Source organism: Mycobacterium sp. IDUB_24 (assembly GCF_055419385.1).
This window is the reverse complement of record NZ_JBVAXO010000001.1, coordinates 1,034,859-1,058,543: the sequence shown is the minus strand read 5'-3', so window position 1 is coordinate 1,058,543 and position 23,685 is coordinate 1,034,859. Positions and strand designations below refer to the sequence as shown.

Here is a 23,685-nt window from a genome sequence, read left to right as displayed (position 1 = left end):
CTATGCCACCTCGTCGACCAGGCCCCACGCCAGTGCCGTCGCCGCGTCCACGGTGTCCCCGGAGAGCACCAGGTAGGCGGTGCGCCACCGGCCGATGCGTCGGGTGATGCTCACCGTGCCGCCCGCCCCGGGTATCAACCCGAGGGCCAGTTCCGGCAGGCCGATCGTGGCATCGGGATGGCAGCTGACCCAACCGCAGAACGACGCCATCTCCAGGCCACTGCCCAGCACCTGGCCGTGCACCTCGGCGCGGCAGCGTCGCCCCAGCCTCGCCGTCAGTTCGTCGAGCACCAGCGCCGGACTGTGCCGGGTGCGGGCCAGGTGGGCGCTCGCCGGGTCGGCGAATGAACCGAATTCGGCCAGATCGCCGCCGCTGCAGAAAGATCGGCCGTTGCCGCCGAGTACCACCTCGTCGACCGACGGATCCAGGCGCGCCACCTCGAGGGCCTCGAGCAGCGCGCCGCGGGCGTCGGTGGAGAACGCGTTGTGCCGCTGGGTCCGGTTGAACCTGACGTGCAGCGTGTTCCCGTCACGGTGGGCCTGCACCGGTTCGGGTAGCTGCGGCACGACGGCCGGCCCGCGCTCTGCCAGCCAGCGGGCGAATTCGGATCCCGATTGCAGCGTCGAATACGCCAGCGATTCGGTGACCAACCCGGCTCGGGTCGGCCCGGCCGGGTCCAGTGAACGCAGCACGTCGTCACACACCGCCGCGGCCTGCGGCCATGTCCGGCAGCGCTCGGTGAGTTGATCCACGGCCTGCTGCACAGAGTTCACGGTGACCGCCCGCCGGTCCTCGCAGGGCCGTTCGGTCAGCGTGAACGTCGCGTCATCCGTCGGGGTGTCGACCCCGACGCGGATACCTGCGGGCAGTTCCAGGACGGTCACGAGTACTTGTTTATCAGCTCCTGCTTGTACAGCTTGCCGGTGTCGGTGCGGGGCAGCTCAACCTCGAACGAGATTGTCCGCGGGCACTTGTAATGCGTCAGGCGTTCACGCAGCCAGCTCAGCAGCTCCTCGGCGAATTCCGGGGTGGCATCCGCCGGGTCAACGGTCTGCACCACGCCCTTGACGCTCTGGCCCATCTCGTCGTCGGGGATGCCGAACACCGCGGCGTCCATCACCTTCGGGTGTACGACGAGCGTGTTCTCGGCTTCCTGCGGATAGATGTTCACCCCGCCCGAGATGATCATGTGGTGGCGCCGGTCGGTCAGGTACAGGTAGCCGTCCTCGTCGACATACCCGATGTCTCCCACCGTCTTCCAGCCGTGTGAGTCACGCGAGGATGCGGTCTTCTCGGCGTCGTTGAGGTATTCGAAATCGGCGCCACCCTCGAAGAAGATCTCACCGGCCTGGCCGGGCGGCACTTCCTTGCCGTCCTCGTCGAGGATGTGCACCAGGCCGTTCATCGGTTTGCCCACCGAACCCGGATGTGTCAGCCAGTCTTCGGCGAAGATCACCGTCGCGCCGATGGCCTCGGAGGACGCGTAGTACTCGTCGACGATCGGCCCCCACCAGTCCATCATCTGCTTCTTGATCTCGACCGGACACGGTGCCGCCGCATGCATCACGCGGCGCAGGCTCGACAGATCGTACGAATTACGCACGTCCTCAGGCAGTTTCAGCATTCGGGTGAACATCACCGGCACGAACTGGCCTTGGGTGACCTTGTGCTTCTGTATCGCGTCCAGGCAGCCTTCGGCATCGAACTTCTCCAGCACCACGGTGGTGATGCCGGCGGCCTGAATCTGCATGGACCACACCGACGGTGCCGTGTGGTACAGCGGGGCCGGGCTCAGATACACCGAATCGGGCTGCATCCAGAACCCGACGAGCGCCGACATCATGCCGGGGGTTTCCGACGGCGGCACATGCGGCAGGTCGCGCTTGATGCCCTTGGGCCGGCCCGTCGTACCCGACGAGTACTGCAACAGATCGCCGTCCAACTCATCGTCGATCGGGGTCTCGGGCTGATCGGCGACGGCCTCCGGGTAACGCTTCCAGCCGTCCAATTCACCGGAGGCGCTTGTCGCCGACGATTCGGCTCCGTCGGCAATCAGCAGGGTGCCCGGCAAGCCGTTGGGCAGTTCCTTTTCCAGGCCGCCCAGGATGTCCTTGAGCACAGCGGAGCCGGCGATGGCCTTGGCCCCGCTGTTGTCGATGATGTACGCGGCCTCGGCGGCGGTCAGATGCGTATTGATCGGCACGTAGTACAACCCGCTGCGGCGCGCCGCCCACATCACGGCGTGGATGTGCTCGTTGTTCTCCATGAGAATCGCGACCACGTCGCCCTCTTGCAGTCCCTGCCGCCGGAAGTAGTGCGCCAACCGATTCGCGCGGGCTTCGAGTTCACCGAACGTGACGACGGTGCCCGACGGGTGGAGGATGATCGCCGGCTTCTCGGGGTTGGCCTCGGCATGCTCGCGGATCTGCATGAGGGCACTGTAACCGGCGCCACTTGACAGGTGTCAAGTAGGGCGCGGTTACACCCGCTGGGCAGGCCATGAACAGGTCTTTGACTCCAGAAGCACCGACAGCGCCCACACCGCTAATCGCGGCCCCGACCGCTTGCGTCGGACCTACGATGTCAGAACGCCCAGCGGATCCAGCGTGGGGAGCGCCGATGCGATTCACCGAAGCGCGCTGAGAACGGCGTCGACATGCCAGCAGGCATCGCCACCTTTCTGTTCACCGACATCGAAGGTTCCACCCGACGGTGGGAATCTGACGCTGACGGCATGCGAGCCACCCTGGCGGTGCATGACGAGGTGCTGCGCCGCGCGATAGCCGAGCAGGCCGGCCAACTTTTCAAGCACACCGGCGACGGCGTCTGCGCGGCGTTCGCCTCGCCGTCCGCCGCCGTCGAAGCGGCGGTGAGCGCACAGCGGGAGCTGGGGCTGCCGGTACGGATGGGCCTGGCCACCGGGGAAGCCGAACACCGCGACGACGACTATTTCGGCGCCGTCCTCAACCGGGCGTCCCGAATCATGGCGTCCGGGCACGGCGGACAGATCCTGCTCGACGCGGTGACGGCGGGCCTGTTAAGCGGCGTCGACCTGATTTCGTTGGGGTCGAGACGGTTACGCGACATCGCCAAACCCGTTGACCTCTACCAGGTCCACGCCGCGGGCCTGCGCACCGAGTTCCCGCCGCTGAACACCACCACTTCCGGACCGGGGAATCTGCGGGCTCCGACCAGGAGCCTCATCGGACGCGAGGCTGATCTGACCGAGTTGGACACGGTCCTGAAATCACATCGCCTGGTGACGTTAACCGGTGTCGGCGGGGTCGGAAAGACCCGGCTGGCACTGGAGGTCGCCTCCCGCTCGCTCGACGCATTTCCGGACGGTGCGTTCGTGATCGAACTGGCCGCGGTCGGTGATCCGACCGCGGTCCCGGACTCGGTCGCGGCCGTTCTCGGAATCACCCAGCAAGCCGGGTTGACCGTTACCGAGAGCATTGCCTCGGCCCTCCAAGGACGCTCCCGCATCCTGGTTTTCGACAACTGCGAACACGTCCTGAACGCGGCCGCCGATCTGATCGAGTCGATCCTCGCCCAGTCGTCGGCAGTCACGGTCCTTGCCACCAGCCGCGAAGGACTGAGACTCAAAGACGAGCAGCTGTGGCCGGTGGCATCGCTGGACACCCGCGACGGCCCGGGTGCCGCGGCCGCGGCACTGTTCATCGATCGAGCTCAGGCGGTCTCTCCCCGTGCGTCATTCACCTCGCCGGTCGAATCCGCCGCGGTAGTGGAAATCTGCCGTCGCCTGGACGGAATTCCACTGGCGATCGAACTCGCGGCGTCCCGCATGGTGTCGATGACGGCTTCCGAGATCCGCGATCGGCTGGACGACCGTTTCCGGCTGCTCGTGGGCTCACGTCGAGGGCTGGAACGGCACCAGACGCTGAGCCACGCCGTGCAATGGTCCTACGACCTGCTCGACAACGATGAAAAGTCCGTGTTGACAAGGCTTTCGGTGTTCAACGGCGGGTTCAACCTGGCTGCGGCGTGCGCCATCGCCGGCTCCGACGACGAACTGGGGACGCTGGATCTGCTCGACGCCCTCGTCCGGAAGTCGCTCCTGGTGGCAGACCCCACAACATCGCACACTCGCTTCTCGATGCTGGAGACCATCCGTCAATTCGCGGAGGAGCAGCTCGTCGACTCGGGCGACTCGGAAGCGGTACGCACAGCACACGCACACTACTTCGCGGGCCTGCAGTCCGAAGTGCTCGCGTTGTGGGACAGCCCGAGGCAACGCGAAGCCTACGAATGGTTCTCAACCGAGTTGCCCAACCTGCGGACAGCGTTTCGATGGGCCGCCGACAACGGCGATCTCGACGCGGCCGCCTCAGTCGCGGTGAATGCGATCTACTTCGGATATTTCCTCGAGCAGTGGGAACCCCTGGCCTGGGTCGAGGAGATCCTCCCGACGGCCCAAACAGCACACCATCCGAGACTGGCTCAACTCTTCGTGGGCGCCACCAACTGTGCTGCGTTGGGACGCTTCGACGACTTCAACCAGTACGCCGAAGCCAGCCGGGCGGCGATCGGCAGCGGAGAATTCGACGATGTCGGCGACGAGTTCTCGTGCGTGGTCGCCGCCGGATACAACACGACGGGCCGGCCCGACCGGGCAATCGAGTGGTGCCGGGCAACGATCGCTCGCCTACCCCAGCGCCACACCGCCAACCAGACCGTCCTGGCGGTGACATTGGCTGTCTGCGGAGCCACGGCGGAAGCGATGAACGAGTCGGCGCGGCTGCCCACCGACGCCGAGAGCCTCGCCAACCCCGCCCTGGCCGGTGCCGCGCTGCTCGGGTACGGCTGGGCCCGCCGGGAGACTGAGCCCGCAGTTGCCTACCAGGCCCTCCGCCGAGGGTGGCACCTCGCCCAGGAAAGCGGCGATCGACAGCAGACATCGATCTTCGCCTGCCTGCTGGCCGGGCTCGCCGCCGACCGCGGCCAGCTGACTGATGCCTTCGACTACATCATCCAAGCCATCCGGCACTACTACGACTCCGGCACCGTCGAACTGATGCGCAACGCACTGGGACTGCTCACCGCACTGCTCGACCGGCTCGGCGGACACCAACCGGCAGCCACCATCAGCGGCTTCGCCTCGACCGCGATGGCGCGCGCGGGCTTCCCCGAGATCGACGCCGCCATCGCGGATCTGAAAGAAGTTCTCGGTGAAGACCGCTACCGGTCACTTGCGTCGGCCGGCGCAAGTATGACCGCCACCGAGGTTGCCGACTACGCATTCGAACAGATCGGCCGGGCACGGTCCGAATTGGGCACCGCGGGGTAACCCCCAAGTCAGTCCGCGCCGATCCCACGCAGCAGCATCATCAGACCAGTGCTGGCGTCGTCGAGGGGCTGCAGCGACCTGGCGCTGCGGCACTGGATGATGGCACCTTCCAGTGAGCTGACGATGAAGCTGCCGAGTGAGGCTGCGGTGGCGGCGTCAACACCCTTGGATCCGATCGACTCCGCAATCACCCTGGACCAGTCAGCAAACACCGCTGCCGACGCTTCCCGCAGCACGAGTGCGTCCGGCCCAGCCTGGGCGGCCGCCATGATGGGACATCCCGCGGCGAAAGAGCTGTCGACGAGATTCTGCTTCCATCCGGCGACAAAGGCGCCGATGACGTCCGCAGCGGGCAGAGCCTGCGTCAATTGCTGGATCTGCGAGGTGATGATTCGCCCGGCCTCCAACGTCGCCTGCTCCATCAGTTCAGTTTTCCCGGCGGGAAAGTGCTGGTAGATCGACCCGCGAGCGGTGTTGCTGCGTTCAAGCAGATCGCTCAACCCCGTCGCGTGCACGCCGTACTCACGCATCAGCTCAATGGCGCTCCGAATGAGACGCTCGCGCGGGCCCGCCACTGCCGCCACCCTTCTCATCATCGAAATAGACCAGTTGGTCCATCCTAGTCGACCATCCATAGACCAATTGGTCTACGATGCCCGAATGCACAATCTGGCAGCCTTCGGCAAACTCAGCAGAGCTTGCGCGAAGCATGCGTGGTTGATTCTCGGGGTGTGGCTGGCGCTGGCCGGCGTTCTCAACCTGGCCATCCCTCAGCTGGAACACACGGTCGCCGAGCACTCGGCGCCGTTCACCCCGGAAAGCCCGACCACCGAAACCCTGCGGCAGATGTCCCGTGACTTCGGAGTCCCCGACACCACGGCGATCGGCAGCATCGTGGTGTCGAGTGACCGGATCCTCGGAGCAGCTGACACCGCGTACTACCGCGACGTGGTGTCTCGATTGGTGGCCGACAAGGACGACGTCGCCTACGTGCTCGACACCTACGGCACCCCCGGACTCGAGGGAATCGGCCTGAGCCCAGACGGAAAAGCCATCCACCTGATCGTCGCCACCACCGGCGACGTCGGCTCCACCCGTGCGCATCGGTCCACCGAGAACGTCCGCGCCGCGGTCGACGCGATACCCCGCCCAGCCGGACTCGACGTCCATTTCACCGGGGCCGCACCGACCCTGTCGGATCTGTTCTCCGCCATCGATACCTCGCTGGCCATCATCACCGTGGTCTCGGTGGTGCTGATCACGCTGCTGCTGCTCGCTGTCTACCGGTCGCTGATCACTTCGATGATTCCGCTTCTCACCGTGGGCATTTCGCTCGCAGTCGCACGACCGGTCATATCGTTGCTGGGTGGTCATGACCTGCTGACCGTCTCGAACTTCACCATCGCCCTGGTCACCGCGATGGTGCTGGGTGCGGGGACCGACTACGGCATCTTCCTGCTGGCCAACTATCACGAGGGCAGACGCCGCGGGCTGGCTGTCGACGATGCGGTTGCCCGGTCAGGTGCGCACACCGCGGGTATCGTCATCGCCTCCGCCCTGACCATCGCCGGCGCCGGAATGGCCATGGTATTCACCAAGGTCGGGATGTTTCGCACCGCAGGACCTCCGATCGCGCTGTCGATCGCGATAACCATGGCAGTCAGCCTGACGCTGACCCCCGCGATCATGGCGCTCTGGGGGCGGCGCGGATACGCCGAACCCCGTCCGCTCAACGAACGACGCTGGCGCAAGCGCGGCGCGGCCATCATCCGTCGCGCACCCGCGCTCGTCGCAGCATCCTTGGCGTTTCTCATCGCCATGAGTTCGGTGCTGTTCACCTTCGAACCCAACATCGACGAGAACGCGATGCAGCTGCGCGCCACCGACAGCAAGCGGGGATACGAGGCCGTTTATCGCCATTGGGGCGTCAACGAGGCGGCGCCGGAATTCATCACCATCCGGGCCGACCACGACATGCGCAACACCAACGACCTGGCGGCGCTGGACCTGATCGCCATGTCGATCGGCAACCTTCCCCAAGTCGCCTACGTCCGGTCGATCACCCGGCCCGCGGGAAAGCCACTGCCCGAGACCGCCATCGGCTCCCAGACCGCCCAAGTCGGCGCCGGTCTGGCCGATGCCCACGAACGGGTCGAAGAGGCCATCCCACAGCTGAAGCGTCTCGCCTCCGGTGTGACCCAACTTCACGACGGCTCAGCGGATGCGGCCGCCAGGCTTCCCGAACTCACCGACGGCGCCCGGTCTCTCGTCGACTTGGCGCGCAATCTGCTCGGCACGCTGGAATCCGCCGATCGGGTGGTGGGTAGGCTCTCCGGCGGGTCACTGGACGTTGTGAGCGCGGTGCGCAGCATCTCCAACGCCACCGATTCCCTGGACCAGGTGGTCAACGAAATCGATTCCGCCCGAGAGCGATTGGCAGCTCCCACTGCCGCATTACACGCCGTGTTCGATCCACTCACCGGGCCGGAGCCTTCGGCTGCCTGCGCGGCGGACAGCTCGTGCCTACGCGCCAGGCAGGCCTTCGCCGACCTCAACGCAGCCACCGGCGGGCGCGCACAGCTGGCGATCGACGGATTGACGCTCGCCGCGCCGCTGGTGCCCGAAGGACCAGTGACCACGGCGTTGGACACGCTGCCCGACCTACGCACGGCCATCAAGAAGCTGCGGGCCATGCTCGACCAACTCGGCACCCGCACCCCTGAACAGACGCATCAGGAACTGAGTCGGCTGCTGTCCGGAATCAATGAACTCACAACCGGTCTGGGCCGTCTCACCTCGGGCTTGGGCCAGGTCAAGACGGGTACCGACACCATGGTCACGCTGACCACCGAACTGAGTGCGGGGCTCTCGCGCGCCTCGGACTTCCTGCACCGAATGTCCGCTGACACCAGCACCGGCGCAGGGCGGGGCTTCTATCTGCCCGAAGAGGGCCGCACGGACCGCCGCCTCACCGCCGGCGAGCAATTGCTGATCTCTCCCGACGGGCGCAGCGCGCGCATGATGGTGGTCTGGGCGGTGAACCCGTACGGCGCAGAGGCGATGGGTGCGGTACCCGACGTCATCGCCGCGGCGAACAATGCCGCGACGGGTACCGTGCTGGAGCACGCCCAGATCGAATCAACCGGCCTGGCCTCGCTGTCCAAACGTCATGTCGACCAAACCTGGCGTGATTTCGCACTTTTCGGTGTCGTCGCGGTGGCGGCAGTGCTCCTGGTACTGATCGTGATGCTGCGTAGCCTGGTGGCCCCGATCCTGATGATCGCCGCGGTGGTGCTGTCCTTCGGCGCGGCGGCGGGAATGTCGACGTTGATCTGGCAACACCTGATCGGTATCAGCCTGGACTGGTCGGTGTTCCCGGTGTCGTTCATGGCCTTGGTCGCAGTCGGCGCCGACTACAGCATGCTGTTCGCCGCCCGCATCCGCGAGGAATCCCACAGCGGGGTGATCAGTGGCATCATCCGCGGATTCGGCAGTACTGGCAGCGTGATCACCACTGCCGGAGTGGTTTTCGCGATCACCATGTTCGCGTTGACCAGTGGGACGGTGCTGAATCTGGTGCAGATCGGATCCACGATCGGCATCGGGCTGCTGTTGGACATCACGGTCGTGCGGACCTACCTGGTTCCCGCTGCGATGAGCCTGCTGGGCGAACGCATGTGGTGGCCGTCGCGCGAGATGGCGCGCACGTAAGGGGTTGCCCTCCAACGCAAACGCGCACCCTCGTGAGTCACGAGGGTGCGCGTAATGCTGACGCGTTGCGGCGTGTCTACCAACAGACACGCACGCTCGCGGTGCTCAGGACTTTTCGGACAGGCGGTGCTTGAGGGCCTCGAACTCGTCCTTGATGCCGGTGGGCAGCTTCTCGCCGACGAACTCGAACCACTCCTCGATCATCGGGAGCTCTGCCTTCCACTCCTCGGCGTTGACGGCCAGGGCCTCGTCCACGTCGGCGGGCTCCACGTCGAGCCCGGACAGATCCAGGTCGGCCGCTGTCGGCACGATGCCGATCGGGGTGCTCTTGCCGTCGGCCTTGTGCTCGATGCGCTCGATGGCCCACTTCAGCACGCGGCTGTTCTCACCGAAGCCCGGCCACAGGAAGCGGCCGTCGTCGCCGCGGCGGAACCAGTTGACGAAGAACACCGCGGGCAGCTTCGACTCGTCGGCGTTCTTGCCGATGTCGATCCAGTGCTGGAAGTAGTCACCGACGTTGTAACCCAGGAACGGCAGCATGGCCATCGGGTCGCGGCGGACGGTACCGACCTTGCCCTCGGCGGCGGCGGTCTGCTCGGACCCGAGGGTGGCGCCGATGAAGACGCCGTGCTGCCAGTCGCGGGCCTGGGTCACCAGCGGAACCGTGGTCTTGCGACGACCGCCGAACAGGATCGCCGAAATCGGCACGCCCTGCGGGTCATCCCACTCCGGAGCCAGCGTCGGGCACTGGGCGATCGGCGTGCAGTAGCGCGAATTCGGGTGCGCCGCCTTGGTTTCCGCCTCCCGCAGGTTCCAGTCCTGACCCTTCCAATCGATCAGATGGTCGGGCTCGCCCTCCAGGCCTTCCCACCACACGTCGTTGTCGTCGGTCTTGGCGACGTTGGTGAAGACGGTGTTGCCCGCGGCAATGGTCTTCATCGCGTTCGGGTTGGAGTCCCAGTTGGTGCCGGGTGCGACGCCGAAGAAGCCGAACTCGGGGTTGACGGCGTAGAGGCGCCCGTCCTTGCCGAACCGCATCCAGGCAATGTCGTCACCGACGGTCTCGGCGCGCCAGCCCGGGATGGTGGGCTGCAGCATCGCGAGGTTGGTCTTGCCGCAGGCCGACGGGAATGCCGCTGCGACGAAGTAGGACTTGTTCTCCGGGGAGATCAGCTTGACGATCAGCATGTGCTCGGCGAGCCAGCCCTCGTCGTGGGCCATCGCCGAGGCGATACGCAGCGAGTAGCACTTCTTGCCCAGCAGCGCGTTGCCGCCATAACCCGAGCCGTAGCTCATGATCTCGCGGGTCTCCGGGAAATGGGTGATGTACTTGGTGTCGTTGCACGGCCAGGGCACATCCTCCTGGCCGGGCTCTAAGGGTGCGCCGATCGAGTGCAGCGCCTTGACGAAGAAGCCGTCGTCGCCCATCTTCTCGAGCGCGGCCCGACCCATCCGGGTCATGGTGCGCATCGAAACCACGACGTACTCGGAATCGGTGATCTCCACACCGAGCTTGGGGTCCTCGGCGTCCAGCGGGCCCATGCAGAACGGCACCACGTACATGGTGCGGCCACGCATCGAGCCGCGGTACAGGTCGGTCAAGATCCCGCGCATCTTGGCGGGCTCCATCCAGTTGTTGGTGGGGCCGGCGTCGATCTCCCGCTTGGAGCAGATGAAGGTGCGCGATTCCACCCGGGCGACATCCGAGGGATCGGAGAGCGCCAGGTATGAGTTCGGCTGCTTCTCGTCGTTCAGCTTCTGGAAGGTGCCCGCCTCGACCAGGTGGGCGGCAAGCCGGTCATATTCCTCGGCGGACCCGTCGGCGAAAACCACCCGGTCGGGCTGAGTCAGCTCTGCGACCTCCTGGACCCAGGCCAGCAGTCCCTGATGTTTCGTCGGTGCGGTGTCCAGACCCGGAATGGTCGCTGAGGTCATCAAATTCTCCTGCGTAGGTTTGTGTAACCCAACCCGCGTTCGACGCGATCACGGCTACCCCTTGGGTAGAGGTTAACGCGGGTCACATACCCACTGTGAACCAGTGGTATGTCCGATCACTCACAGGAACGATTCAGATGGACGTTATCGGAAGGTTACTCACCAGTAGCATCGCCGTTGCCGTACAAATCGGCCCGTACCGCCGTCAGCGCGCGCTGTAAGGGCGGGATCCGACGGTCCCGCTGAGCCGCTGCGCGCGCGGTGGCGATGGCATGTTCACGCAGTTCGGCGTCCATCGCGGCGGTCTTCGCAGCTGCTGCGGCGGTCTCGGTTTCCTCTCGGGCCGCCAGTTCGGTGGTGAGTACGGTCTCGGCGGCGAGCACCCGCGTCGCGACGAGTTCTTCAACCGCCGAACGCAGGGTCGTGGTGATCTCACCGACCCAACGGTCCAGTACGGCCCGGTCGTGCAGCAGCCCGCGGGTGCCGACCACCCAGACCGCCAGCAGCAGACCCACCACCGCGCCGACCGCGAGCCCGGCCACGGCCAGTCGCGGCGCCGCACCGACCAGCAGCCGGCTGACCGCCACCGCGACACCCAGTCCGAAGCCCGCGCCCAGAACCAGCATCAGGCGGGTCTCGGGCGTGCGGGATTTGAGGGGCGGCGACGGCAGGTCGGGTACGGCCGCCGCCGGCTGAGCCGGCAATCCGGCCGCCGCCGGCTGAGCCGGCAATCCAGCCACCGCCGGGGCCGACGCCGTGGGGGCAGGCAGCTCGAGCTCTGCCGCGACCCCGCGCAGGTGCGCGGTCACGCCCTCGTCGACCTCGCCGACCACCTCGCCGGCGCGCTGACGCGCATACTCCTCGAACGTCGCAATCCGGCGACGACTGATCCCGGCGACGTCCTCCTGCAGTTCGGTGCGCACCGAGTTACACCGGTTGCGGGCGAAGTAGCCGAGTTGAACCCGGGCCTGCTGCATTTGACTGCGCAACCCGATGCTGCGCTCGGTACGGGTCAGCCTGCGCGCCCTGGCCACCTCGGCGCGACGCTCCCGCAACACATCCACCCGTGCCTGGCGGTCAGCCCCGGATCCGTCGGCCTCATACCTGCCGATCACCGCTTCCAGGCGAGTTTCCCAGGCGCGCAGCCTGTTCCGGCGCGCGGTGTCGGAGTCAGCCAACCGGCCGGCCAACAGTTCGACGAGCTTGTCGAGCTGCGGCTCACCCAGATCGGGTGCGGCCGACACCCCCACCCAGGGCATGCGCTCGTAGCGCTCGTCGCGCGCGCTCAGGATCTCCGCATCGGCGTCGCGCACGTCGCGCCAGTCGCGGTACGCATCGATCTTGGACACCACCCCGACGACCAGATCGGTGTATCGCGAAGCCAAATCGACCAGGGCACAATCAGATTCGGTAATCGGGGCGGCCGCCGAAACCACGAAAACCACGGCCGCCGGCGCCTCACCGGCCACCAGTTCGGTGGATTCGACGAACGTGGTCTGGGGCATCAGCTCCCGCAACGCCGCCATGACACTCGTTGACCCCGCCAACCACGGACCGGCCACCAGCACCGCATCACGGGTGTCCACGCCCGGCGAGTTCAGGCCGGGATCGATCGCCGCAACCACGGCGTCAGCCGCCGCCACCGCATCCGCCACGACCTCATCCCGGGCCGTATCCACGTCGGTCATCGCCCCTTACCCGCCGCACCCAACAGTCTCAATGACCCTCGCACAATGTCGTCGCCACAACTGCGGTGCAAGGCGTTCACCGGACCGTCACGGTAGCGCCGCCAGTGGCGGGCCCGGCACAGATGGGCGTCACGGTCGGCGGTGGGATCCACCGTCACCCCGTCGGCCTGCACCACCTCGACGGCCGCGGCCATCACCGCGATCACCGTCTCGTCGGCGGCCAGAAAGCGTCCCACCGCCGGGCCGCCGACCGCACGCAGCTCGGCCAGCGCCCATCGCACCCGCCGATAGCGGACCGATGCGGCCGCGGTATCGATGGCCGCCACCACCTGGTCGACCTCACTGAGCCGGCGCAACAGCCCGGACAAGCTCTCAGCGGCCGCGCCCCGGCTCAACGCCAGCGTCGTGTGCGCGATCCCGAACCGGTCGAGACGTCGCAGCAGCTCGGCGCGCACGACGCGTTCCACCTGGTGCGGACCCGTCACAAAGGCGTCCGGCGACGTCAGGGCGGCGGGTTCAGCGGCCAACAACCGGAGCGCATCGACCAGACGCTGCGGCAGAACCGCCCGAGTCAACAGCGCGACCATCGGCACCACCGGCACTCCGGCCAGCTTCTGCAGGCGGCCGGCCCGGTGATGGGCGGTCGCGACCGGACCTCCGGGCCCGGACCCGGCCAGATCCGCCTTGTTGAGGACGACAATCGCCGGCCGGCCCGCCCGGGTCAGCCCGTCGAGCACAGCCTCATCCTCGGGTTTGAGCACCTCGGCGATCACGAGCACGGCTACGTCGCCGGTGTCCGCGAGCTCGTAGCCCGCACCGGCCAGGGCGGAGGCCACGGTGCGCACGCCCACGCCGCGACGCCCGCGCACATCGACCCTGATCGGAGCCGAAACCCGCGCACAGATCTCCGCCAACCGCGCATCACCGTCACGGTCGGCAAAGCATGTGAGCTCGTCTGCGAAAATCTGGCGGCCTTCCCTGCGTGGTGACGGGCGCAACCCGTTGCCTCACGAAAAATCGTGACACGGCCCGGACGGACTCGCGAACGGATGTTTAAGGCCTGGCAGCTGGAGGCAACTGTTGGGTATCAATCTCTACCACGATGCGGGCACACCGCCCCCGATAAGAGACCATGGACGGATGCACCCGTCCGCATCCGATGTCGGTGGGCCGGCGCCGGCAGATGAGGCGGCCGACGTGCCGTCCGCCCAGCCGCACCGTTTTCCCCGGGTGACCAGCTTCCGCACCCGGCGGTCGACGCTGTCGCCCGCCCAGCAACAAACCTGGGACCGGCTGTGGCCCGAGATCGGCATGCAGGCCCGGGACGAGGATTCGACACCGGTCGTCGACCTCGACACCGCGGCCTGGTTCGGCCGCTCGGCCCCGCTGATCCTGGAGATCGGCTCCGGCACCGGGACCTCCACGCTGGCGATGGCCCAGGCCGAGCCGGATCTGGACGTGATCGCGGTCGAGGTCTACCGAAAAGGCCTGGCCCAACTGCTCAGCGCGATCGACCGCTCCGCCCAGACCTCGTCACCCGTCACTAATATCCGCCTGGTTCGCGGCGATGGCGTCGACGTACTCGAGCACATGTTCGGCAGCGGGACGCTGACCGGCGTGCGGGTGTACTTCCCGGATCCCTGGCCCAAGGCCCGCCATCACAAGCGCCGCCTGCTGCAGCCGGCCACGGTGGCGCTGATCGCCGACCGGTTGCGTCCCGGCGGAATTCTGCACGCGGCGACCGACCACGCCGGATATGCCGAGCACATCGCCGAGGTCGGAGACGCCGAGCCGCGGCTGCGCCGGGTCGAGACAGGGACGCCGGGGGCCCCTCCCGCTCGCGGGGGACTGCCGATCTCGATCGAGCGTCCGGTCACCAAATACGAACGCAAGGCCCTGGCCGGCCCCGACGTCACCGAGTTGGTGTGGGAGAAACTGCCATGAGTGTGACCGAAGACATGCAGGACGACACAGCGCAGGTAGAGGCCCGATCCAGCGCCGGCGCCGACGTACCGGCCGGCACGCCCCCACGGCGGGTACTGCTGGTGTGGGACGCGCCGAACCTCGACATGGGGCTGGGCGCGATCCTGGGTGGCCGCCCCACCGCGGCGCACCGTCCCCGCTTCGACGCGTTGGGCCGCTGGCTGCTCGGGTACGCCGCGGACCTGTCCGCCGAATTCGGCGACTCCGAGGATGTGTCACTGGAGCCCGAGGCCACCGTCTTCACCAACATCGCCCCAGGTAGCGCCGATGTAGTGCGCCCATGGGTGGAAGCGTTGCGTAACGTGGGTTTCGCCGTCTTCGCGAAGCCGAAGATCGACGACGACAGCGATGTCGACAGCGACATGCTCGATCACATCGCCCTGCGTCGCAGCGAAGGACTGGCAGCGGTTCTGGTTGCCTCAGCCGACGGACAGGCGTTCCGGCAACCACTGGAAGAAATAGCCCGTGAGGGCACCCCGGTGCAGGTGCTCGGATTTCGCGAACATGCGAGCTGGGCGTTAGCGTCGGATACCTTGGAGTTTGTCGATCTGGAGGATATTCCCGGTGTGTTCCGGGAACCGTTGCCACGGATCGGCCTGGACTCGCTGCCCGAGCAGGGAGCATGGCTACAGCCGTTCCGGCCGCTGTCATCGCTACTGACCGCGCGTGTGTAACAACTGAAGACCTTCGTCAGTCCAATCGCGGGTCACCACAAGTTTTAGAAAGCGTTAGGAGCCTAAGTGTTCGCCTGGTGGGGTCGAACGGTGTACCAGTTCAGGTACATCGTCATCGGTGTCATGGTGACGCTGTGCCTAGGTGGCGGCCTCTATGGCGCCAGTCTCGGAGAGCACGTCACCCAGAGTGGTTTCTACGACGAGGGCAGCCAGTCGGTCCAGGCCTCGCTGTTGGGCGACGAGGTCTACGGCCGTGATCGAACCAGCCATGTCGTCGCCATCCTGACGCCGCCGGATGACAAGAAGGTCACCGACAAGGCGTGGCAGAAGAAGGTCAGCGGGGAGCTCGATCAGGTGGTCAAGGATCACCCGGATCAGGTAGTCGGTTGGGTGGGTTGGCTCAAGGCCCCTGACACCACCGACGAACTCGTCAACCAGATGAAGACGCAGGACCTGAAGCACACCTTCATCAGCGTGCCGCTCAAGGGCGACGACGACGACACGATTCTGAAGAGTTACCAAGCCATCGAGCCTGACCTGAGGAAGGTCAACGACGGCGATATCAAACTGGCCGGGCTGAACCCGCTGGCCAGCGAGTTGACCGGCACGATCGGCACCGATCAGAAACGCGCCGAGCTGGCGATCGTGCCGCTGGTGGCGGTGGTGCTGTTCTTCGTGTTCGGCGGAGCTGTCGCCGCGGCTCTGCCCGCAATCATCGGTGGCCTGACCATCGCCGGTGCTCTGGGCATCCTGAGGCTCACCGCCGAGTTCGGGCCCGTGCACTTCTTCGCCCAGCCGGTGGTGACGATGATGGGCTTCGGCATCGCCATCGACTACGGCCTGTTCATCGTCAGCCGGTTCCGAGAAGAGCTGGCCGAGGGGTATGACGTAGAGGCTGCGGTCCGAAGATCGGTGATGACGTCGGGACGAACCGTCGCGTTCTCCTCCGTGATCATCGTGGCGTCTTCGTTGCCCCTGCTGCTGATCCCGCTCGGCTTCCTGAAATCGATCACCTACGCCATCATCGCCTCGGTGCTGCTGGCGGCATTCCTGTCGATCACGGTTTTGCCGGCCGTTCTGGCCATCCTGGGGCCCAGAGTCGACGCACTGGGTGTGACGACATTGCTGAAGGTGCCCTTCCTGGCCAACTGGCCGTTCTCCCGGAAGATCATCGACTGGTTCGCCGAGAAGACGCAGAAGACGAAAACCCGCGAAGAGGTCGAACGGGGATTCTGGGGCAAGCTGGTCAACGTCGTGATGAAGCGGCCGATCGCCTTCGCCACGCCGATCCTGGTCGTCATGACCCTGCTCGTCATCCCGCTCGGCCAGCTCGCGCTCGGCGGTATGAGCGAGAAGTACCTGCCGCCGGACAACTCGGTGCGCATGGCCCAGGAGGAGTTCGACAAACTCTTCTCCGGCTTCCGTACCGAACCGCTGACCATGGTGATCCAGAGCGACGACGACAAACCGGTCACCGACCAGCAGCTCGCCGAATTGCGGTCCAAGGCCGCGGCGCTGTCTGGATTCACCGGCACCGACGACCCGTCGAAGATGTGGCAGGAACGTAACGCCCAGGAAAGCGGGTCCAAGGATCCGTCGGTTCGCAGCATCCAGAACGGTCTGGTGAACAGCAGCGACGCACCGGCGAAGATCAACGAGCTGCGGGCCATTCCCGCTCCGCACGGCACCCACGTCTATGTGGGTGGCACGCCGGCTCTGGCGCAGGACAGTATTCAGAGCCTGTTCGACAACTTGCCACTGCTGGCGGTGATCCTGGTTCTCACCACGACCGTGCTGATGTTCCTGGCATTCGGATCGATAGTGCTGCCGATCAAGGCCGCACTCATGAGCGCGCTCACACTCGGGTCCACGATGGGCATCTTGACCTGGATGTTCGTCGAAGGTGGTCACGGTTCCGGGCTGCTCAACTACACCCCGCAGCCTCTGATGGCACCGATGATCGGTTTGATCATCGCGGTGATCTGGGGTCTGTCCACCGACTACGAGGTCTTCCTGGTATCCCGCATGGTGGAGGCCCGGGAACGCGGCATGTCCACTGCGGAGGCCATTCGCATCGGCACCGCGACCACCGGCCGCCTGATCACGGGCGCGGCCCTGGTTCTGGCCGTGGTGGTCGGTGCGTTCGCCTTCTCCGACCTGGTGATGATGAAGTACCTGGCTTTCGGTCTGCTCATCGCCCTGCTGCTGGACGCCACGGTGATCCGGATGTTCCTGGTACCGGCCATCATGAAGTTGCTCGGCGATGACTGCTGGTGGGCTCCGCACTGGATGAAGCGCATCCAACAGAAGCTGGGCCTCGGTGAGACCGAACTGCCCGACGAGCGCAAACGCCCGATGGCGCAGGACTCCGGCGAGGACCCACGCGCCCTGGCCGGAGTCGGCGCCCTGCCGGCACCTCGGCCACACGATCCGACCCATCCCGCGGCCGAGCCCATGCGCCCGCAGATGCCTCGGACCAACGCGCCCTCGGCGGCAGGCACGGCGCGGATCGCCCCGCCTCACACACCGGCACAGCAGCAGCCGCCGGTTACCAACCAAGAGCCGCCCACCACCCGGTTCGCCATGGCCCGTAACGCCGTACGCAACGCGGTGAACACGGCGGTCAACACCGTCAACACCGCCACCGGCAACACCAACGCGAGCACGGAGCGCACCCCGCAGCCGACCGCGCGGCCCGGCGTCGGCCCGGCGGGACCCCCGCAGCGTGAAGATCGTGAGATCGAGTCGTGGCTCGGTGCATTGCGCGGCGGCCCGGCCAAGGGCGGCCCGTCCAACGGCACTCCGCCACCGCCTCCCCCTGTGCCGCCGGCGCCGGCGCCGGCGCCGGCGCCTCGACCCTCGGCCGACGCCACCCGCGCGATGCCGCAACAGCAGCAACGGCCACCGTCCGGTGGTGGGGAAAGTGCACCGACGACGGCATTCAACGCGCAGCGTCCGGGACCAGGACCGGGACCGGGTCCCGGTCCGAATCCGCCGCCACGTCAACGTGATCAGGATCCGTCGACCCAGAAGTTCAACCCCCGTGACGACGAACCCCCGCGTCGCGGTGGCGGGATGAGTGCGCAGGATCTGCTGCGCCGCGAGGGACGGCTGTAGGAGCCCGGTTAACGTTCCGGATCCTCCGGCGGTAGGTCGTTGGGCGTGGCTTCGATGAGCACGCCCTCGGCGTCCTCCTGCCGGGCCTCCTCGGCGTCCGGGGCCGCGGACAGCAGAACCCGCGTCGCGCTGTTGATGAACGCCACGGTGGGTACCGCGAGCAGGGCGCCGACGATACCGGCCAGCACGCCACCGCCGGCGATGGCCAACACGACCGCCAGCGGGTGGATCGACACAGCACGGCCCATCACCAGCGGTTGCAGCACATGCCCTTCGAGCTGCTGCACGGCGATGATCAGGCCGAGGGTGATCAGGGCGTAGACAAACCCCTTCGCCAGCAGCGCCACCACCACCGCCAGGAATCCGGCGACGACCGCACCGACGAGCGGGATGAAGGCGCCCATGAACACCAGTGACGCCAGTGGCAGCGCCAGCGGGATGCCCATGATCGCCAGCCCGGTACCGATGCCTACCGCGTCGACCAGGGCCACGAGGAACGTGGCTCGCATGTAGCCGCCCAAAGAATGGAAACCGGCCCGCCCGGCGCTCTGGACCCGGTCACGCACATGGGTTGGAAACACCTTGGTGACGAACGCGAAGATGCTGCGCCCGCCCTGCAGCAGGAAGATCAGCGTGAACAGCACCAACAGCGCGCCGGTGAGCAGCTCGGTGAGGGTGCCCGCGGTGGACAACGCACCTGTGGTGAGCTTCTCCTGGTTGCGTTGCAGCGCCTCGATCGCGGTGTTGCCGGCTTGGTCGATCTGCTCCTTGCTCAGCTGCAGCGGGCCGTTGATCAGCCAGTTGCGCAGCCCGTCGATGCTTCGGGTCACCTGTTCCACGAGTTGCGGTGCGCCCTCGATGAATTGGGAGATGACGAAGCTCAGGATTCCGCCGACCACCGCGAAACTGGCCAGCAACACCAGCGCGACCGCGGCTCCGCGGGGTGCCCCGCGGCGGTCCATGAAATCGACGGCGGGCAACAGCAACGCAGCGACCATGGTGGCCAGGGCCACCGGCACCACGATCACCTCAAGGTGTTTGATGAGCCACAGCAATGCCAGGATGGCCCCCAGAATGACCAGGAGTCGCCATGACCAGGCAGCAACCTTGCGGACGAACGGCGTGACGGCCTCATCAGCAACAGGATCCAGTGACATGTCGGTAGCCTAATGCGGCGCGCCGCCGCAACCCGTGATGTCGGCGCGACCTGCGCGGTTACCCTGTAGGGCGTGTCACAGGACGCGCCGGCCGACACAGCCCGGGACCGGGCCGGCTCCACGCGCGGCAAGTACTGGTGGGTGCGATGGGCGATCATCGCACTCGCGGTCACGGTGCTCGCTGTCGAGGTGACCCTGGTCTGGGACCAGTTGGCGAAGGCCTGGCGCAGCCTGCTCACCGCGAACGGATGGTGGGTGCTGGCGGCAGTGGGCGCCGCGATGGCCTCGATGCACAGCTTCGCCCAGATCCAGCGGACACTGCTGCGCTCGGCCGGAGTGCCCGTCAAACAATGGCGTTCGGAGGCCGCTTTTTACGCCGGCAACGCGCTGTCCACCACCATGCCCGGCGGCCCGGTGCTCTCGGCGACGTTCGTCTACCGCCAACAACGCATCTGGGGTGCCTCGCCGCTGGTGGCCTCGTGGCAGCTGGTGATGTCAGGGGTGCTGCAGGTCGTGGGTCTGGCGCTGCTGGGCCTCGGCGGGGCGCTCATGCTGGGTGCCAGCAAAAACCCACTGTCGCTGATCTTTTCGCTCGGCGCGTTCCTGGCGATCATTCTGCTGGCCCAGGCCGTGGCCACCCGACCGGAACTGATCGACGGAATCGGCGCCAAGGTGTTGTCGTGGGTGAACTCGTTCCGCGGCAAGCCTTCAGACGCCGGACTGCCCAAATGGCGCGAAATCCTGCACCAACTGGAGTCGGTCAGCCTGGGCCGCCGGGACCTCGCGGTGGCTTTCAGTTGGTCGATGTTCAACTGGGTCGCCGACGTGGCCTGCCTGGCGTTCGCCTGCTATGCCGCAGGCGGACATCCGTCGCTGGCCGGAGTCACCGTCGCCTACGCCGCAGCCAGGGCGGTCGGGGCGATCCCGTTGATGCCGGGCGGTCTGCTGGTGGTGGAGGCGGTGCTGGTACCCGGCCTGGTGTCCTCCGGGATGACGCTGGCCGCGGCGATCTCGGCGATGCTGATCTATCGGCTGGTCAGCTGGATCTTCATCTCGACAATCGGGTGGGTGGTGTTCTTCTTCATGTTCCGGACGGAGAAGGACGTCGATCCGGACGCCGGCGGGCCGGCAATCCAACCGGGGGCCGAAGCACCCTCCCCGAAATCCGAATCCTGAACCCCGAGCGCTAGGAGACGTCCATGCGAGTCCGGTACGCGATCGCAGTGCTCATGCTGACCTTGGCGGGATGTTCGTCGGCACAGACTCCGCAGTCGGAGTCCACCACAACCACCACCCCGCCGCCGGTGGTCACGCCGGTGGTGGGATCGGTTCTGGCCGAACCGGTCCCGGTGGCGGCCACCGATGGGCGCACTCACCTGGCGTACGAGCTGATGCTGACCAACACCTCACCGGGGGCTGTCACGCTCAACTCACTGAGCACCGTGGCCGGTGACCGCAAGTTGCTCACGCTGTCCGGGGACAGCCTCAAGTACTGGACCCGGGCGGTGGGCAATTCCGCCGTCGGCACCAACGTGATCGGACCCGGACAGAGTGCCTACGTGTGGCTGGACGTGATCGCCGACGATCCGACGCAGGTGCCCGGAGAGCTCACCCATGAACTCGGGATCACCGTGGCCAAGCCGATGCCTCCGCTCGTTCCGCCGACACTGACCGAGTCCCTGGCGCCGGTGTCCGTCCAGACCCGTAAGCCGGTGTCCATCTCCCCGCCGCTGACCGGTGACAACTGGGTCGACGCCAACAGTTGCTGTGATATGACACCGCACCGCATGGCACTCAACCCGATCAACGGAAAGATTTGGGCGGCAGAACGATTCGCGATCGACTATGCGCAGCTCGGCGCCGACGGCCGGATCTTCGCGGGTGACCGGGCGAAGGTCACGAGCTACCCGTATTTCGGCTCGGAGATCCACGCAGTCGCCGACGGACCGGTGGTGGCGGTACTCGACGGACTGAACGAGCAGGTCCCAGGCGTCACGCCGAAGGGTCTCACTCTTGCGCAGTACGGCGGCAACCACATCGTGCAGGACATCGGCGACGGCAACTACGCCTTCTACGCGCATCTGCAACCGAACAGTCTCAAGGTCAAGCCGGGGGACAAACTCAGCACCGGGCAGGTCATCGGCACCCTGGGCAACTCCGGCAACTCCGATGCGCCGCATCTGCACTTCCATGTGATGGACGGGCCGGATCCATTGGCGTCCAATGGCTTACCATTTACCTTCAAATCGTTCCGGCTGGATTCCCGGCTCACGTCGCTGAGCGCCGCGGACGCACTCTTCGACGGGAAGCCGGCCGCACGGCAACCGGGCTTCGCCGAACGCGACCAAACCGACGTCAGCCCACTGGTACTGGATGTGATGACCTATGCGACGAGCTAGCGGCACGGCCTTCCTGGCCGACCTGATCTGTGTGGTGGTGTTCTGCACCATCGGACGGCGCAGCCACGCCGAGGGCCTGACGGTGGCCGGCGTGGCCGAGACCGCATGGCCGTTTTTGACCGGGACGCTGGTGGGTTGGTTGCTCTCCCGCGGCTGGCAGCGGCCGACGTCGTTGGCGCCCACCGGGATCGTGGTGTGGGTCAGCACGGTGGTGGTCGGCATGGTGCTGCGCAAACTGACTTCCGCCGGTGTGGCCGTCAGCTTCATCATCGTCGCCTCCCTGACCACGGCCCTGCTGCTGTTGGGCTGGCGTGCCGTGCTCGCCGGGCTGCGACGCCGTCAATCTGCCTGAGCCGCATCCTGTGTCGGTGAGGCCGACATGGCCACGGTCAGCGTGGCCCGCAAGCCACCGAGTGGCCCGTCGGACAATGTGATCTCGCCGCCGTGCAACTGGGCCTGCTGCGCCACGAGTGCCAGGCCCAGTCCGGAACCGCCTGCCATCGCGGTGCTGCCCCGGCGGAACCGGCCCAGCACCGTCTGGTGCTCCTCGACCGGTAGCCCACGGCCGTTGTCGTCGACGGTGATGACCAGGAACTCGTTGCTGCGGTGTGCGGTCAGCACGACCCGGGTGGCCTCGCCGTGGACGATCGCATTGCGAACCAGGTTGTCCACCGCAATACGCAGGCCGCCGGGCCAGCCCATCACCAGGCCGATGTCGTCGGCGACGTGCACGTCGATCCGGACATGCTCGGTGCCCCTGGCGTTCTCCCGGACCACCCGGTCGAGCAGATCGGCGAGGTCGATCAATTCGCGGTCCTCGGCCTGGGCCAGTTGCCCCGAGGCGAGTTGGCCCAGCGCGGTGATGATGGCCTCCACCCGGCGCTGTGCACGGGACAGGTCGGCGACCACTTCGTCCCGTTCGGATTCGGGCAGGTTGTGGATGCGCAGCGTGTCCAGGTCCGCGCGCATCGCCGTCAGCGGGGTGCGCAGCTCATGCGCGGCGTTCGCGGCGAAATCCTGTGCCGCCTGAAGGGAATTGGTGGTGGCGCGCTGTGCGGTGGCCAGGCGGGTGAGCATGCCTGCCATCGCCTCCGAAAGGTCCTCGGCTTCCCGCACGCCACGCACCTTCGGCATCGTGTCGGTGCCGCTGTCCAATTTCGAGGTGTGCTCGGTGAGTTTGCGCAGCGGCCGGATGGCCGGCCCCGCTAACAGCCAGCCCAGACCGCCCGCCACCAACACAGTCGCCACACCGAACACGCTGTACAGCGGAATCCTGTTGGGGCTCAACAAAATACTGTCCGCACGGATACCGATGGACATCAGCACACCACCGTGCTGGTCCACTTGGACGGTGCGCACCCGGTAGTCGACGCCGTTGACCTCGACGGTCTCGGTACCCGGCGGCAGCGCGGGCAGCTGGAAGCCCCGCTGGAACACCACCTGCCCCGTCGAACGTGACCGGCCGGTGGTCAACACGCCGCGCGTCGGATCCTGGAGATGCTCGGGGTTGATGCTGGCATCGACGATCGAATCAAGCCTGCGATCCAACTGTGCAGAGTCGTTGTTCGCCAACACCACCGAGGTCAGGATGGTGAACACCGCGACCACCGCCGCAGCCGCCAGCGCCGCGGCCACCGCGACCCTGGTGCGCAACGACGCGGAACGGATGAAGCCGAAGATCCGCACCTACTGCTGGTTCCTCACCGAATCCA

General features: G+C 66.6%; 16 protein-coding genes. 8 read left to right on the top strand and 8 right to left on the bottom strand.

The genetic code is table 11. The features are described 5' to 3' along the window. Nucleotides 1-876 (bottom strand): enoyl-CoA hydratase/isomerase family protein, encoded by an 876-nt coding sequence (locus ACZYZF_RS05165; protein ID WP_463744135.1) that lies wholly within the window; start codon nucleotides 874-876, stop codon nucleotides 1-3. Between the two features lie 5 nt (nucleotides 877-881). Next, the gene (fadD4, locus tag ACZYZF_RS05160) at nucleotides 882-2,432 is read right to left on the bottom strand and encodes a fatty-acid--CoA ligase FadD4 (protein ID WP_463834747.1); all 1,551 of its coding nucleotides are present in this window, start codon (nucleotides 2,430-2,432) and stop codon (nucleotides 882-884) included. 225 nt (nucleotides 2,433-2,657) lie between these two features. Here fadD4 and ACZYZF_RS05155 point away from each other — a divergent pair, with 225 nt between their 5' ends. Further along, on the top strand, nucleotides 2,658-5,309 hold the full coding sequence (locus ACZYZF_RS05155; RefSeq protein ID WP_463834745.1) for an ATP-binding protein: 2,652 nt from the start codon (nucleotides 2,658-2,660) through the stop codon (nucleotides 5,307-5,309). An 8-nt stretch (nucleotides 5,310-5,317) separates the two neighbouring features. On the opposite strand, the gene ACZYZF_RS05150 is transcribed toward ACZYZF_RS05155, so the two are convergent. After that, nucleotides 5,318-5,884, bottom strand: coding sequence for a TetR/AcrR family transcriptional regulator (locus ACZYZF_RS05150; RefSeq protein WP_463834743.1), 567 nt, complete (start codon nucleotides 5,882-5,884; stop codon nucleotides 5,318-5,320). Nucleotides 5,885-5,969: 85 nt separating this feature from the next. Here ACZYZF_RS05150 and ACZYZF_RS05145 point away from each other — a divergent pair, with 85 nt between their 5' ends. Continuing rightward, on the top strand, nucleotides 5,970-9,020 hold the full coding sequence (locus tag ACZYZF_RS05145) for an MMPL family transporter (protein WP_463834742.1): 3,051 nt from the start codon (nucleotides 5,970-5,972) through the stop codon (nucleotides 9,018-9,020). Nucleotides 9,021-9,125: 105 nt separating this feature from the next. Here the strand turns inward: ACZYZF_RS05145 and ACZYZF_RS05140 are convergent, their stop codons facing one another. The 3 genes from ACZYZF_RS05140 to ACZYZF_RS05130 form a co-directional block, all read right to left on the bottom strand. Next, nucleotides 9,126-10,955 carry a phosphoenolpyruvate carboxykinase (GTP) gene (locus tag ACZYZF_RS05140; RefSeq protein ID WP_463834740.1) on the bottom strand — a complete coding sequence of 610 codons (1,830 nt, stop codon included), beginning with the start codon at nucleotides 10,953-10,955 and terminating at the stop codon, nucleotides 9,126-9,128. Nucleotides 10,956-11,110: 155 nt separating this feature from the next. Further along, nucleotides 11,111-12,643: a hypothetical protein gene (locus ACZYZF_RS05135; RefSeq protein WP_463834739.1), complete on the bottom strand. Its 1,533-nt coding sequence runs from the start codon at nucleotides 12,641-12,643 to the stop codon at nucleotides 11,111-11,113. Further along, entirely contained in the window at nucleotides 12,640-13,557 is a 918-nt protein-coding gene (locus ACZYZF_RS05130; RefSeq protein ID WP_463834738.1) for a P-loop NTPase family protein, read from the bottom strand. Before ACZYZF_RS05130 ends, ACZYZF_RS05135 begins: the two co-directional genes overlap by 4 nt. 208 nt (nucleotides 13,558-13,765) lie before the next feature. On the opposite strand from ACZYZF_RS05130, the gene trmB reads away from it, so the two are divergent. The 3 genes from trmB (at nucleotide 13,766) to mmpL3 (ending at nucleotide 18,417) form a co-directional block, all read left to right on the top strand. Further along, complete coding sequence (trmB, locus tag ACZYZF_RS05125; protein ID WP_463744136.1) at nucleotides 13,766-14,587, top strand: tRNA (guanosine(46)-N7)-methyltransferase TrmB; 822 nt, start codon at nucleotides 13,766-13,768, stop codon at nucleotides 14,585-14,587. After that, the gene (locus ACZYZF_RS05120) at nucleotides 14,584-15,300 is read left to right on the top strand and encodes an NYN domain-containing protein (RefSeq protein ID WP_463743228.1); all 717 of its coding nucleotides are present in this window, start codon (nucleotides 14,584-14,586) and stop codon (nucleotides 15,298-15,300) included. The genes trmB and ACZYZF_RS05120 overlap by 4 nt, the downstream gene beginning before the upstream one ends. Before the next feature lie 66 nt (nucleotides 15,301-15,366). After that, nucleotides 15,367-18,417: a trehalose monomycolate exporter MmpL3 gene (mmpL3, locus tag ACZYZF_RS05115; RefSeq protein ID WP_463834736.1), complete on the top strand. Its 3,051-nt coding sequence runs from the start codon at nucleotides 15,367-15,369 to the stop codon at nucleotides 18,415-18,417. Nucleotides 18,418-18,425: 8 nt separating this feature from the next. Here the strand turns inward: mmpL3 and ACZYZF_RS05110 are convergent, their stop codons facing one another. Beyond that, a complete protein-coding gene (locus ACZYZF_RS05110) occupies nucleotides 18,426-19,574 on the bottom strand; it encodes an AI-2E family transporter (RefSeq protein ID WP_463743230.1) in 1,149 nt (382 codons plus the stop codon). A gap of 72 nt (nucleotides 19,575-19,646) precedes the next feature. Here ACZYZF_RS05110 and ACZYZF_RS05105 point away from each other — a divergent pair, with 72 nt between their 5' ends. From ACZYZF_RS05105 to ACZYZF_RS05095, 3 genes are read left to right on the top strand one after another with little or no spacing between them, the layout of a single operon-like run. Next, a complete protein-coding gene (locus tag ACZYZF_RS05105; protein ID WP_463834734.1) occupies nucleotides 19,647-20,750 on the top strand; it encodes a lysylphosphatidylglycerol synthase transmembrane domain-containing protein in 1,104 nt (367 codons plus the stop codon). 23 nt (nucleotides 20,751-20,773) lie between these two features. Beyond that, nucleotides 20,774-21,973, top strand: a complete 1,200-nt coding sequence (locus ACZYZF_RS05100) for a peptidoglycan DD-metalloendopeptidase family protein (protein ID WP_463743232.1) — start codon at nucleotides 20,774-20,776, stop codon at nucleotides 21,971-21,973. After that, nucleotides 21,960-22,325: a DUF3054 domain-containing protein gene (locus tag ACZYZF_RS05095; protein ID WP_463743233.1), complete on the top strand. Its 366-nt coding sequence runs from the start codon at nucleotides 21,960-21,962 to the stop codon at nucleotides 22,323-22,325. Before ACZYZF_RS05100 ends, ACZYZF_RS05095 begins: the two co-directional genes overlap by 14 nt. Here ACZYZF_RS05095 and ACZYZF_RS05090 read toward each other — a convergent pair. Further along, the gene (locus ACZYZF_RS05090; RefSeq protein WP_463743234.1) at nucleotides 22,313-23,659 is read right to left on the bottom strand and encodes a HAMP domain-containing sensor histidine kinase; all 1,347 of its coding nucleotides are present in this window, start codon (nucleotides 23,657-23,659) and stop codon (nucleotides 22,313-22,315) included. The genes ACZYZF_RS05095 and ACZYZF_RS05090 overlap by 13 nt on opposite strands. Nucleotides 23,660-23,685 lie beyond the last annotated feature (26 nt).

Coding starts and splice junctions, on each gene's coding strand:
- fadD4 (WP_463834747.1), bottom strand. CDS start 2,432: ATGCAGATCCGCGAGCATGCCGAGGCCAACCCCGAGAAGCCGGCGATC.
- ACZYZF_RS05155 (WP_463834745.1), top strand. CDS start 2,658: ATGCCAGCAGGCATCGCCACCTTTCTGTTCACCGACATCGAAGGTTCC.
- ACZYZF_RS05145 (WP_463834742.1), top strand. CDS start 5,970: ATGCACAATCTGGCAGCCTTCGGCAAACTCAGCAGAGCTTGCGCGAAG.
- ACZYZF_RS05140 (WP_463834740.1), bottom strand. CDS start 10,955: ATGACCTCAGCGACCATTCCGGGTCTGGACACCGCACCGACGAAACAT.
- ACZYZF_RS05135 (WP_463834739.1), bottom strand. CDS start 12,643: ATGACCGACGTGGATACGGCCCGGGATGAGGTCGTGGCGGATGCGGTG.
- ACZYZF_RS05120 (WP_463743228.1), top strand. CDS start 14,584: ATGAGTGTGACCGAAGACATGCAGGACGACACAGCGCAGGTAGAGGCC.
- ACZYZF_RS05110 (WP_463743230.1), bottom strand. CDS start 19,574: ATGTCACTGGATCCTGTTGCTGATGAGGCCGTCACGCCGTTCGTCCGC.
- ACZYZF_RS05100 (WP_463743232.1), top strand. CDS start 20,774: ATGCGAGTCCGGTACGCGATCGCAGTGCTCATGCTGACCTTGGCGGGA.
- ACZYZF_RS05095 (WP_463743233.1), top strand. CDS start 21,960: ATGCGACGAGCTAGCGGCACGGCCTTCCTGGCCGACCTGATCTGTGTG.